The sequence below is a fragment of the Dysgonomonas sp. PF1-14 genome, from assembly GCF_029892965.1.
GTDB lineage: Bacteria > Bacteroidota > Bacteroidia > Bacteroidales > Dysgonomonadaceae > Dysgonomonas.
Window position 1 is genome coordinate 370384 of record NZ_JARXWN010000002.1, and the last position, 14078, is coordinate 384461.

General features: G+C 41.1%; 9 protein-coding genes. 5 read left to right on the forward strand and 4 right to left on the reverse strand.

What is annotated here, in order from left to right:
- Positions 1–6 precede the first annotated feature (6 nt).
- From M2448_RS03945 to M2448_RS03960, 4 genes are all read right to left on the reverse strand, one after another.
- Positions 7–1341 carry an SLC45 family MFS transporter gene (locus M2448_RS03945; RefSeq protein WP_280644989.1) on the reverse strand — a complete coding sequence of 445 codons (1335 nt, stop codon included), beginning with the start codon at positions 1339–1341 and terminating at the stop codon, positions 7–9.
- Positions 1342–1373: 32 nt separating this feature from the next.
- Complete coding sequence (locus M2448_RS03950; protein WP_280644990.1) at positions 1374–2396, reverse strand: LacI family DNA-binding transcriptional regulator; 1023 nt, start codon at positions 2394–2396, stop codon at positions 1374–1376.
- Between the two features lie 32 nt (positions 2397–2428).
- On the reverse strand, positions 2429–4273 hold the full coding sequence (locus tag M2448_RS03955) for a glycoside hydrolase family 13 protein (RefSeq protein WP_280644991.1): 1845 nt from the start codon (positions 4271–4273) through the stop codon (positions 2429–2431).
- Positions 4274–4356: 83 nt separating this feature from the next.
- Positions 4357–7023, reverse strand: coding sequence for a 4-alpha-glucanotransferase (locus M2448_RS03960; RefSeq protein WP_280644992.1), 2667 nt, complete (start codon positions 7021–7023; stop codon positions 4357–4359).
- A 937-nt stretch (positions 7024–7960) separates the two neighbouring features.
- On the opposite strand from M2448_RS03960, the gene der reads away from it, so the two are divergent.
- From der to M2448_RS03985, 5 genes are all read left to right on the forward strand, one after another.
- Entirely contained in the window at positions 7961–9274 is a 1314-nt protein-coding gene (gene der / locus M2448_RS03965) for a ribosome biogenesis GTPase Der (protein WP_280644994.1), read from the forward strand.
- 154 nt (positions 9275–9428) lie between these two features.
- On the forward strand, positions 9429–9884 hold the full coding sequence (gene smpB / locus M2448_RS03970) for an SsrA-binding protein SmpB (protein ID WP_280644995.1): 456 nt from the start codon (positions 9429–9431) through the stop codon (positions 9882–9884).
- Between the two features lie 3 nt (positions 9885–9887).
- Entirely contained in the window at positions 9888–11291 is a 1404-nt protein-coding gene (locus M2448_RS03975) for a DUF6056 family protein (protein WP_280644996.1), read from the forward strand.
- Positions 11292–11302: 11 nt separating this feature from the next.
- Positions 11303–12694 carry a DUF6056 family protein gene (locus M2448_RS03980; RefSeq protein ID WP_280644997.1) on the forward strand — a complete coding sequence of 464 codons (1392 nt, stop codon included), beginning with the start codon at positions 11303–11305 and terminating at the stop codon, positions 12692–12694.
- Entirely contained in the window at positions 12691–14076 is a 1386-nt protein-coding gene (locus M2448_RS03985; protein WP_280644998.1) for a DUF6056 family protein, read from the forward strand. Before M2448_RS03980 ends, M2448_RS03985 begins: the two co-directional genes overlap by 4 nt.
- Positions 14077–14078 lie beyond the last annotated feature (2 nt).

The window sequence follows — 14078 nt, forward strand, 5'->3', positions numbered from 1 at the left end:
TGGTGACTAACTATTTGTTTCCAATTCTTTTTCTCCGCTTGTTTCCTTTACGAACCTAACAGCAATAGCACCCAATACCAATAAGGCTCCTGCAATACCAAGCATTATAATTGAGCTTCCCCCTGCCACATATTTCAATATAACTCCGCCCAGTGCTGCTGCTACAATCTGAGGCAAACATATTGTGCCATTGAATAGACCGAGATAAGCTCCCATGTTTTTTCCGCTAAGAGCATTGGTAAGTATCGTAAATGGAAGAGCTAGCATTGCTGCCCATGCACATCCTATCAACAAATAGGATACAAACAATAAATACTGATTATCAATAAATACCGTCGACATAAAACCGACAGCTCCCAACAACAGACTTATTGTATAGGCTACCTTATGAGATTTGAATGTTGGAATAAGTAAAGACCACAATACAGAGCCTATCGCCTGTACAGCAAACAAAACTCCAACCCAGTTTCCGGCTTCCTGATACCCCGCACTTTTTGCTTCGGTCGTATGCCATACAGTTTCGGCTATTCCTCCATTAGTATAAGTCCACATATACATAAATGCAGCCCAACAGAAAAATTGTACCAAACCGACTGTCCAGAATACTTTAGGAGCCTTCTTCAACAATGTTATAAAGTCTGATTTCTCTTTCTTCTCACTTTTCTCCTGAATACCATGAAACTCAGCATATTCGCGGGGTGGCATTTCTTTTACTTTTGCCACAGTATATATTACACATAATATAAGTATTGCCGCACCCACATAGAACGAATAAATGACAGAATCGGGGATTACACCTTCCGCCGCTACATTAGATATACCTATCGCAGCAAATACAAAAGGGAATAAATAACCGACAAGGCTACCTGCATTTGACAGGAAACTCTGGATCGAATATGCGAATCCTTTTTGTTTTTCATTCACCATGTCACCCACTAGCATCTTGAAAGGCTGCATAGCCATATTAATAGATGTGTCAAGAAACATTAATGCTATAAGTCCAAAGAGCATTGCCCCTGCAATAGTAAAATGAAAACTACCGGCATTAGGCAATAAACACATAACAACAATGGATGCCAAAGCTCCCACGAACAGATACGGAATCCGCCTGCCAAAACGAGTCCATGTACGATCGCTCAATGTACCAACAATCGGTTGTACAACCATCCCCATCAGTGGTGGTAATATCCAAAAATAGCTCAGGTTGTGAGGATCAGCCCCTAAAGTTGCAAAGATACGGCTGATATTAGCGCTTTGTAATGAATATGCAATCTGTACACCAAAAAATCCGAAACTGAGGTTCCAGATTTGCCAGAAGGTGAGTGTTGGTTTTTGTTTCATGGTTATAGTATGTTTATAAACTTTTATCCGTTTTAGTCAGGCAGCGGACGTGTTGTCTGACGTGGTATCAGCGATGTCTTTATTATCTTGTTTTTCCGCGATGTATTTTCCGGATTTTCTACCTTTTCCAATATAAGGGTCATTGCCTCCTCTCCTACTTTTATCGGATGCTGATCCATTGTAGTCAACATAGGATCGGTATCCTGCGATATATTAGAATTAGAGAATCCGAATATTGAAATCTCCTCCGGCACTTTCAATTTAAGTTTTTTAGCAGCCAGCAGAATTCCCGAAGCAGTATAATCGTTCATCGCCATAAAAGCATCGGGACGATTCGGTTCCTGTAATATCTCCAAAGCGCGCTCATAACCCAGTTGCTTTGTATCGGCTATGCGCATAAGGCTTTCGTCTACAGGCAAGTGATATTTCCGGAGTGCATCTAAGTATCCGTTCTTGCGGTTCTTCGATATTTCAAGATGTAAAGGTGCCGAGAAAAAGGCTATTCGCTTACAGCCTGTCTTTATCATATATTCTACGGCAGTGAATGTCCCCGAATAGTCATCGACAACGACCTTATCGCTGTCTATACCTGTGCAAATACGATCGAAAAAAATAACAGGTATATCGTTATCCAGCAATTCCTGAAAATGATCGTACTGGGTTGTTGTCTTCGACTGGGAGATCAGTACACCGCACACACGCGCTTTTATAAGCGTCTGCACATTACGTACCTCCTTCTTATAGTCTTCCAATGACTGACAGACAATCACATGGTAGTCTTTCTCTTCGGCCACCGTTTCCATTCCCGATAGTACACCCGAGAAGAAATGATTGGCCAGTTCGGGAACAATTACTCCAATAATATTGTTATGCTGGGTTCTCAACCCTAAAGCCAACGCATTTGGCTTATACTTATGCTTTTGGGCATAGTCCTGAACCAGTTTTCTTGTTTCAGGACTAATGTCCGGATTATCTTTCAGTGCCCTCGAGACTGTGGAGGGCGATATATTCAAGTCTTTGGCTATGTCTTTAATGGTAAGTGGTCCCTTTTTCATGGATTCCTATTTTGATTACCCTATAAAAGTAATCAAAATTCTAATACAAAGACACTTCTCGGACTGATTGTTAGACTTGTTTCATTTAAGTTTATCGTATTTCCGCTAATTATATCTTTTGCCTGATTTTTTGGCAGAACTTCTTTATAGAATGAAAGATCGATTGTCTTTTCGCTATCCGATCCACTGAGTATAACAACGACTGATTTACCATTGTATTTACGCTCGTACACATAAACCCCATTCGTAGGAGCGAAATGCTTTAATGTACCCTTAGCAATGACTTCGTTGCCTTTGCGCCAGTTCAGCAGTTTACGCATATAATCGAAAGCTTCGTTCTGTGCGGCTGTGCGTCCGTTTGCATTAAAGGCATTAACCTGATCACCGCCCCATCCTCCGGGAAAATCGCGGCGCAGATAACCGTCACCTTCGCTCTTATCGGCAGCCATCAATATCTCTGTACCGTAATATAATTCAGGGATTCCGCGTGTGGTTAACAAGAAAGCAATAGCCTGTTTGTAACGGTTAAGGTTAGAAGTCTGTTCTATATTCCTATAGAAACGCGATGTATCGTGATTATCTAAGAATATCAGCAATTCGTGCGGATTTTCATAGATAAAGTCCTGTCCCAGATATTCGTATATACGGGACATACCCATATCCCATGTTGTTTCTTCATCGAATGCCTTATCCATTACCCCATGCAACGGAAAGTCCATCACACAACGCAGATTGGAGTTTCGCGGAGCAGCCAGCTTACTGTCTTTTTGCCAGAAAGCAATAGCAGCATTATTGTTCAACCACGTTTCGCCGACAATATTGAAATCAGGGTATTCTTCTGTTACTTCTTTGCACCAGCGCGACATCATATCGAAATCGGCATAAGGGTGCGTATCCTGACGAATACCATCGAGCCCGCTGTATTCGATCCACCAGATACTGTTTTGTATCAGATATTTCGCCACATGACGGTTACGCTGATTAAGATCGGGCATCGACTCTACAAACCAACCATCGATAGCCAGTTTCTTGTCTGCTGCCGACACGTAAGGGTCGTGCTGTGTCGTTGTTTTATACGAAGTCTGCACATATTTCTCAGGATAGTTGAACCAGTCTTTAGACGGCCTGTCGGTAAAGAAGAAATGCTCGCTGCCACAGTGATTGAAGATCATATCCATTACGATTTTCATTCCTTTAGCATGTGCTTTATCTACCATATCTACAAATTCCTGATTCGATCCGAAACGACGGTCTACTTTATAATAGTCTGTTGTAGCATAGCCATGATACGAACCTTCGGGCATATCGTTCTCCAATACAGGATTGAACCAGATAGCGGTGACACCCAGATCGTGAATATAGTCTATATGATTGCTGATACCTTTAAAGTCTCCTCCATGACGGGCATACTGCTCGTTACGATCGACTTTTGCTTCTTTCATTCCCGCAACTACATCATTAGACGGATCTCCGTTTGCGAAACGGTCGGGCATGATCAGATACAACACATCGCTGGAATTGAATCCGACTCTGTCTGACGATCCCGGTTTACGTTGTTTCAGTTCGTATGGAACTACCTTTTTGTCTTTACCCTGTTGTAATACTACATCGAACTTCTCGGGCTGAGCATCGGATACATCAAGGTATAGAATAAGATAGTTCGGGCTTTCCAGTTTCACCACTTCCTTCAGCCTCGCGGTTTTAGAAGTAATCGTTACATCCGATTTAGCTACATTATCTCCATGTATAAGGATTTGCAGTTCGGGATTTTTCATTCCTGCCCACCAAAATGCAGGATCTATGGTCTTAATCTCGATAGCTAAAAGTGATGGTGCTATAAAGACAAGAAACAATAAGAATAAATAGTTTTTTTTCATGAAATATTATATTTACCACCTCCCCAACCCCTCCAAAAGGAGGGGCCCAGTACCTCCCCTCTTGGGGAGGTCAGGTGGGGTGTTTATTTTCTACCTGACGATTCTACAATAGACCGTATACGGGCATTGAAGGTATCGGCTTTTATCAGTTCTTCTAGGGACAAGTGCATCCGGTATCGCCAGTAATGTTGTGCTATTGCCGGAATGTTTATCCGTTCTTCTTCGGCATCCGCCCTTTTCAAATTATCGTCTACTGAAAGCCAGTCCTGCAACGGAAGAATTGTAAGCATAGACTGTGAATTCAGATGATTGCTTACGATTTGCCAACACAGGTCTGAATCGCAATCTTCGGGAGCAGCTCCGTTCCTCCACAGCACATAATTATAATACTGTTGTGTCAGTTCTCTGTTTTCGCGCCACCAAGACCGTATCGGAGCCATATCGTGTGTCGATGTTGTACAAACACTCATATATGGCAAATTTCCGAGATAATTGAAAAGCATATCACGCACTTTAGGCATACGTTCTATTTCGAGGCTCAGAATCTGCAATTCGTGCATAACGGATGGTACAGATTCGGGGACCATACCCAAGTCTTCGCCACAAACCAACATGGAAGTAGAAGATATGAGTGACGGCAATTTAGTCATTGCCTGATCGCGCCAATACTGAGAATGACGGCGATAGAAGAATTCATCGTACAAGCGGTTGAATGCTGTTTTTGCAGCATCGTCTAAATCTTTATATGAATAGCTGAATTGTGCCGTAATACGCGGATGAAGCTTGTCTGGTTCGCGTTTATCCCTTATAAACAACACCTCGTTGCACAGGCTGTAAAGCCCGTCTCGCATCCGCAAGCTCTTTTCATCAGTCTGTCCGCTGAACAGACCTTTTATTTTTACCTGCGTATTGCAGAATTCTTTCAGTTCGAAACGCTGCCATGCTATCGGATTCAGATAGTTAGCTATAACTTCTTCTGTGTACTCACCGAATATATCTCCCAAGAAATGTTCGTGAATGTATGGGCTTGTCATGCGATAATCGTCAAACCACATTCCCCACGAGCGTATTTCGTCTTCGGACATAGGCAGTGCCGGACTGAAATACCCCAACAATCCCTGAACAGACGACAACGGAATTTCCCATATACGGAAGAAGCCTAAGATATGGTCGATACGATAAGCATCGAAATAATCGGCCATCTTACGGAAGCGTTTTACCCACCACTGATAGCCGTCTTTAGCCATTTCTTCCCAGTTGTAGGTAGGGAATCCCCAGTTTTGTCCGTAGAAAGAGAAATCATCGGGTGGCGCTCCGGTTTGCACATCGAGATTGAACAGGTGAGGTTCTACCCATGCTTCTACACTGTTGCGGCTGATACCGATAGGTATATCCCCTTTGAGTATCACACTGTGCCGATGTGCATATTCTTTTACTCCTACAAGTTGCTTGTGTGACAGATATTGGATAAAACAAGCCAGTTCTACCGCTTGTTTCGCATCATTATTAGAATCAACAAAGGCTTTCAGTTTCTTCTTATCATACGTGCTGTATGTTTTCCACACCGAAAAATCAGCCGTACTGTATTTATCTCTGAAATAGCAGAAACAGGCATAAGGGAACAGCCATTCTTCGTTTTGTTTGTAGAACGAAAGATATTCTTCACTCTTGAGTGTTTCTGCACCCGATTCCTCAAACAAGTCTTTAAGATAAGCCCACTTCAGAGCCAACACTTTTTCATAATCGAGTTCCGTCAGTGCATTCAGTGCTTTTGCTTCTGCTTCGTACTTCTTATATTTAGCTTTATCTTTTAGCGGATAGTCTTTCAATCCCAGATAGATCGGGTGAAGCGCATATATGGATATGGCATTGTATGGATACGAATCGAGCCATGTATGCGTAATAGTGGTATCGTTGATAGGCAACACCTGTATAATTTTCTGATTGGTTACGGCTGCCCAGTCTACAAGTTTTTTGATATCGGAAAACTCTCCTACTCCAAAACTATCATTTGAACGTAGAGAGAAAACAGGAATAGCTACTCCGGCAGCTTTCCAGTTCATCCAACCATAATCATACTGTATGGATTCACCTCTTACAATATCCCCTTTCTCGGCTACAGGGTTCAGAATCCGGTTATAACCGATCTCCCAATGTACTACGTTCTTTTCTGCATCATCATAGATTGCAAGTTTGTATTCTAAAGGTGCTTTTACCGATGTGGCATTCAGTGTAAGTTGCCATTCTCCGTATGCAACAGGCTCAAAGCGTAAAGCCTTCTCAATATTCCAATCGCCCAACGTAGCCGATGCTCCGGAAAGGATCAGTGTTTGCCCTTTCTTTACCTGCGGACAGTTTACTTTTAGCAGAATTGTTCTTTTAAAGTAAGTCAGATCGCGATTTACCGGATGATAGAAAAAGCTTTCGGAGAAACCGGAAGTATGCAGAAACTTCTGTTGGGGAAGCCCATACCAGATATCCCGCATATCGAATTTCTTGCCTTGTCCTAATTGCATTGTATGCGGATTTCCCCATTCTCTGGCAACAACCATGTTGTTTTCTTTTACCAGATAGCGGTATTCAAGGAATGTTTCTTCCGTATCTATTTCTATGATCCATTCGTTAGGAGAGATACATATCATTTCCAAGGCCTTGCCTTCATCCCATTTGCCAAGTACGGCAGCCGATCCGCAAACACAAAGTGTCTGGCCCCAGATAGCGTGGTAATCAATATGTAATTTCAGTTTCATTGCTGTATTTTTATGGTTATAGATTATTGGTCTCTCTACAGAGAATATATCTGCTAAACAAAACTACATATTTATAAATGACCTTATAGTCAATATGATTATCTTTTCACCGAAAATAATTTGCAAACGATTGCATACTGTCGGGTATTATTTGGTCGGATAGAGGAATTTATTTTTTCTTTATCGGTTTATCTATATAGCAGTTAACAGTGATCAGTCAATAGTTAACAACAGAAAGCGATCTTTGAATAAAAATCAGCGGAGCTAATTGGAAAACGGGCGGTAAAAAGTAACGAGAGATAAAAACAACGTAAATCCGTTACATTGACTCCGCTTCGCTCTGTCGAACGTTGTTTCGTTACATTTTAGTTAAAATGTTTCTCACGCAATTGAAAATCGACGAAGCGAAGGCGAGTCAAAGGCGCTAAGATGCAAAGGGAAATATTTGTAACTTGTAACTGTCCGATAGGGCGAAGTAACTTGTAACTTTTTCATTACTTTCGTTACTTTTTAGTTAAAATTTAAGTTGTCTCCTGCTTTAGCCGAATAGTTTTGACTAAAGTCATTTTCGGGGCGGCTCACAGCCCACAACTTAAAAGTCGTGGCAACTAAGAGAAAGTAATAAAAAGTAAAAAGGATGCAAATCTATTACATTCGTTACTTTTTAGTTAAAATTCATCTGACTAGCCATACTGAGGGACAAAGTACCTGTAAAAGAGAACGGAAAGGATAGGTATAAGAATAGTGTAAAGAGTGTCAAGTTTGCCTTGTTTCCACTTTGTCGATTTTCAATTGTCAAGTTTTTGTTAACTGATCACTGTAGACTTTTAACTGACAAAAGTATTGCTTGCTATTTATTGTTAACCCTTTATACAGTTATTATTTACTGAAAAAAGCGTACCTTTGCACCAAAATATTGAGAATATAGATAAGCATTATGGGAAATTTAGTAGCTATAGTCGGTAGGCCTAACGTGGGCAAATCAACACTTTTCAACCGTTTGACCGAAAGCCGGCAAGCTATTGTTGATGAAACATCGGGTACAACCCGTGACCGCCAGTACGGAAAAGTAGAATGGGGCGGACAGGAATTCTCTCTTGTAGATACAGGAGGTTGGGTTGTCAATTCAGAAGACGTATTTGAAAGCGAGATAAATAAGCAGGTAGCTATTGCTATCGAAGAAGCGGAGGTAATCCTTCTTGTTGTGGATGTAATGAACGGGCTTACCGATCTGGATTCGAGTGTGGGTAATATGCTTCGCCGTTCTAAGAAGCCTATCATACTGGTCTCCAACAAGGCAGATAATTTCAATCTGCATGCACAGTCGGCAGAGTTTTATGCTTTAGGTTTGGGCGATCCGATCAATATATCTGCAATAAACGGTTCCGGTACCGGTGATTTGCTTGATCTTGTCATCTCCAAGTTCACAAAAAAAGCAGAAGATGAACCTCTTGAAGATATCCCGCGTATTGCTATAGTAGGGCGTCCAAATGCCGGAAAGTCTTCGTTTGTAAATGCGCTGATGGATGAAGAAAGGAATATTGTAACCGATATAGCAGGTACGACAAGGGATTCTATTTATACCCGTTTCGACAGGTTCAACATGGACTTCTATCTGGTAGATACTGCCGGTATCCGTAAAAAGGGTAAAGTGGTAGAAGATCTGGAATATTATTCGGTGATCCGTTCTATTAAAGCCATCGAAAATTCAGACGTTTGCGTGCTGATGCTCGATGCTACACAGGGGATAGAAAGCCAGGATTTGAATATCTTTTCATTGATCCAGAAGAACAATAAAGGCCTGGTCGTATGTGTCAACAAATGGGATTTGGTAGAAAATAAAGAGCAGATCGTTATCAAAACGTTTGAGAATGCTATCCGCGACCGATTGGCTCCGTTTACCGACTTCCCGATTGTATTTGGCTCTGCACTAACTAAGCAACGCATACTGAAGGTGTTGGAGACGGCAAAGGATGTTTATGTACGCAGAAAGACGAAGATACCTACTCATAAACTGAACGAGGTGTTGCTGCCGATAATAGAACATACTCCTCCTCCGGCAAATAAAGGGAAGTACATAAAGATAAAATATATTACGCAATTACCTAATACTCAGGTACCATCTTTTGTATTCTTCTGTAACCTGCCTCAATGGGTAAAAGAACCGTACAGGCGTTTCCTGGAGAATCGTATCAGAGATAACTGGGACTTGTCGGGCACACCGATCAATATTTTTATCAGGGAGAAATAAGTTTCAGAATATAAGGAATAGAGGCAGATTTAGATAAAGTCTGCCTTTTGTTCTCTTATTTGATTGATATATCGATATTATCATCGAAAATTCTTCTGAAATTTGTACTTTTGTAGGTTCCGGAATTATGAATATTACTTTTATATAACTATCAGTGAGTCAGACTAACGTCAATATAAAGAATAAGCGTGCCAGTTTCGATTACGAGTTTATCGAGACTTTCACTGCCGGCATTGTCCTTACGGGCACCGAAATTAAATCGATCCGGTTGGGAAAAGCCAGTCTGGTAGATACCTTTTGTATCTTCGAAAAAGGAGAGCTTTGGGTACGCAATATGTACATTGCCGAATATTTTTACGGCTCTTACAATAATCATGTGGCACGACGTGACCGTAAGTTGTTATTAAACAAAAAGGAGCTGAAAAAGATGGAGCGTTTGGTGAAGGAAACCGGATATACCATCGTGCCTACGCGTATTTTCCTCAACGATCGCGGACTGGCAAAGGTAAACATTGCCGTAGCCAAAGGGAAGAAGCAATACGATAAGCGCCAGTCTCTTCGCGAGAAAGACGATAAGAGAGCTATGGACAGGGCAATGAAGGAGCAATAAGGGATGAGTACACCCAGGAAATACGTTACTGCCGATTGGATAAAAGATAATGGCACTAAGATAATGCTAGCTATAGCGGGTATTGTTGTAGGCGTATTCTTCTATGGGCTGAATGTATTGTATCCTGTGTACCTTGATGATTGGTTTTATACCTTCAATCTCGATGGAGGAGAAAAGATAGACGGATTCATTTCTATCTTTCATAGCCAGTATGCTCACTATTTCGAGTGGGGCGGAAGGGTGGTATTGCACAGTATCGCACAAGCATTACTGTGGTTTGGCAAGTCGTGGGCAGATGTACTCAATACTCTGGCCTATCTGGTTCTGACTTTCTTTATCTACTTTATAGCTAATAAGAAGAATAAGGCTAATCCGGTGCTGTTTGTGTATATCAATATCTTCATTTGGTTTGTGTTGCCGTCGTTGTCTCAGAACCTTTTGTGGAAAACCGGTAGCGCCAATTATTTGTGGGGAGGAGTGATCCTCTTTGGCTTTATATACAATTATGTGTCATACTATATAGCAAAAGTGTCGAAAGACGGTGTCGCGAAAAGCGCAGGACTATTGTTCTTTGGTATTCTTGCCGGATGGACAAATGAGAATATGAGTGTTGCGCTCTTGTTTTTCCTTGCTGGGTTAATTCTTTTGCTGAAATATCAGAGGCAGCGAATTCCTACATGGATGCTGTTCGGGTTGGCTGGAGCTGTTATAGGTTGTGTCCTTATGCTGCTTTCACCGGGTAACATGGTAAGAAGTAAGAATGATCTTTGGGTTGCCCATCAGTTGCGTGAAACAGACCTGTCATTTTACTTCTATCGGTTTGTTACAGTAACGAAACTGGCTAGTAGCTATCTGTTATATTCTGTTCTTATTTATGCAGCCTTATCAGCTTTGTACTGGTGGAAGGGGAAGCAGGAAAGTAGAAAGGAGATCTTTCTGTTATCCATGCTTTTTGTTTGCACATCTGCTGTAGCAACAGCCGTAATGGCCGGTTCGCCGATGTTTCCCGAGAGGGCATGGTTTGGTATTCTTATACTGTTGGTTATAGCTGCAATGCTATTATATGCCAATATAGATTTTAGCGGAATAGCTTTTCGGTCTGTTAACTATGTCTTGTTTGCTGTAGTTCTTATTGTGTATGTTGTCTCTTGCAAGGACAACTATGTGGAGCTATCAAAATTCAGTGAGATCAGCAGGCAACGAGATCAGATGATAATTGAAGAAAGAAACAAAGGAGTACGGGATATCGTTATATACGATCATCTTTTTCAGGAAAAGCAATCGTGTCTTATCGTACTTGATTTACAGGACTGGCTCATGCTCGATCCCGGATGGGATAAGCGAATCGGGAAATATTACGGAGTGAATACGGTTGTTTTTAAAGAGAAGAACGAGGGAAACCTCTAAAATGCAGAAGAATGGATAAATCTATAAACAGGAAAAAGGCGAATATTGCATTGGGAGTAATGATGCTCATTACATTCATTGGGATTTTTGCGTTGAATCATTTCTTTCCTTTATATACCGATGACTGGAAATATGCCTTTGTCTACGGGCGTGACTGGGACAGGGTAGCCGGTTTTCTCGATGTTATAGAATCACAATACAACCATTATTTTACATGGGGTGGCCGTTCCGTTGCACATACTATAGCACAGTCGTTATTATACATGGGGCCATTTCTGAGCGACTTGCTGAATAGCATATCCTATGCTGTACTGATAACCCTTATATACCTCATCGCCGATTATAAATGGCGGGTAAATATATTCCTTTATCTGGGAATAAGTGCCATGATCTGGTTTCTGATACCCGACCTGCTTGTGTGTATTGCATGGATTACGGGTAGTGCCAATTATCTGTGGGGCTGTATGCTCGTAGTGTCGTTTACCTTTCCTTACTGTATGTATTATCTGAAAGGAGACCATCACAAGAAGAAAGATCGTATAGCCCGCTGCGTCCTGCTCGTTCTCTGGGGGATTGTTGCCGGATGGACAAATGAAAATCTGGTAGCCGGATTGTTATACTTCCTGTTCATGTATATAGTGATTTTGAAGTTTGAAAAAAGGACGATACCTAAGTGGGTTATTTCGGGCTTTATTGGTGTTGTCATCGGATGCCTGTTTATGCTGCTGGCGCCGGGAAACTTCATTCGTAATGCGATAGAACTACAAACAGTGCATGGTATCACTAAGGAAACAATGGACTATTCGTATTACTTCTACCGGATGGTTTCGGTGATTAAATCTTACCTTGTATATGGCATTCTACCGACTATTATATATATACTCGCACTTATTGCTTTCTGGTGGAAAGGACAACAAGAAAACAAACGAAGTGTGCTAAGGCTTTCCCTGCTATTTTTCAGTATGGCAATAGTCGCTATGTTGGTGATGGCGGCTGCACCTATTTTTCCCGAGCGTGTGTGGTTCGGAATCATTGTACTTATAATCATTGCCATATCTTTGCTTTGCGCTAATCTGGATTTTTCATATACTCCGGTTCGTATTGCAAATTATGTGATCTGGATTCCGTTGATCATATTCTTTATAACGTCATATCTATACAGTCTCAGGGATGTGATGTGGTTGAATGATACTTTCGACAGGCGTGAAGCATATATTTGCGAAGAGAAGAAAAAGGGCATTGAGGACTTTGTTTTTTATGACAGGTTCGAGCCTTATGATGCGCCTGTCTTCACACAAAAAGTATATGACATTCCTAATGTAGGAGACGATCTGTGGGAGAAAGCCTATGCAAAGTATTACGGGATAAGATCGATAAAGATAGAAAGCCAGTTTAGTAAATGAACAAGTTGAATGAAATATGGACAAGCAAAATACTCATGGCTGTTATTGCCTTGATTGTCTTTGCTGTGATATTTGTGTTCAATAGGCTATTCCCCTTGTTTGCTGACGACTGGGTATATAGCTTCATATTCGAGAACTCATTTTTCGATCATTCGTTGAAGCCTATCGCGAGTGTCTCAGATATATTTGTATCGCAATACAATCATTATTTTCTCTGGGGAGGGCGGAATGTGGTACACTCAATAGACCAGTTTTTGCTCTCTATCAATCCTCTTGTATGTGATCTGTTGAATAGTCTAGCATATATAGCCCATATATATCTTATTTATGCAATAGCGAACTATGGACGCAAGGTAAATGTAGGCGTGTTTATATTTGCAGTTTGTTTCTCATGGGTATTCATACCTCAGCTTACCAGCAATGTGTTTTGGATAACAGGAAGTGCTAATTACTTGTGGGGTACGTTGATACTCTTGTTGTTCGCATATCCGTTTTATACCTGCTTTTTGAAAAATGAAAGGTCGAACGACAGCATAGTCCGGATTGCCTTGATGCTGCTGTTTGGCATTATTGCAGGCTGGACAAATGAGAACACTGTTCCGCCGATATTATTGATGATATTTATCTTAGGTATTTATCTATACCGGAAGAAGAGACTGCCTAAGTGGATGGTTGCCGGATTTATAGGCTTATGTATCGGTTATGCTGTAATGGTATTGGCTCCCGGTAACTATGTGAGAATGGAATTTGAATTGGTACATGCCGAAAAAATGTCGGATGCTTCCATGCTTTCTATCTTTGCAGGGCGTTTGGGACGTATGATGTCAAAGAACTATCTGCTGTATATGCTTCCGGTTGTTGTTGTATATATCATAATGTTTTTTGTCTATAAGAAGTATAGAGATACGGATAACAGTCTGACAAGAAAGAAAATGTATGCTTCCGTCACATTTTTTGTTGGCGGACATATTTCATTCTTCATTATGCTGGCATCTACAACATTTCCGTTGAGGGCTATGTTCGGAATGGTTCTTTATCTGGCAATTGCTATCGGATTGTTATATTCTGAAATAAAGATAGACACTTCGCGTAAAGCGATTGTAAATAGTATATTTGTAATTCTTCTGCTTTGTCTGTATAGCTTTGATGTATGGCGCAAATATCCGTCGATACATCTGATCTCGGAAACATTTAAAGACAGAGAATTGTTATTGGAACAGCAGAAGTCGAAAGGAATACAAGACATAGTCTTTGAAGGGCGCATAGGTTTTCACGAGAAATATGGTTTTCAGGATTTGGAATCTGATTCTACCGCATGGATGAATAAAGAATATGCGAAGTTTCATGGTATCCGTTCAGTTAAGGCACTCAATAAAGAATAGTA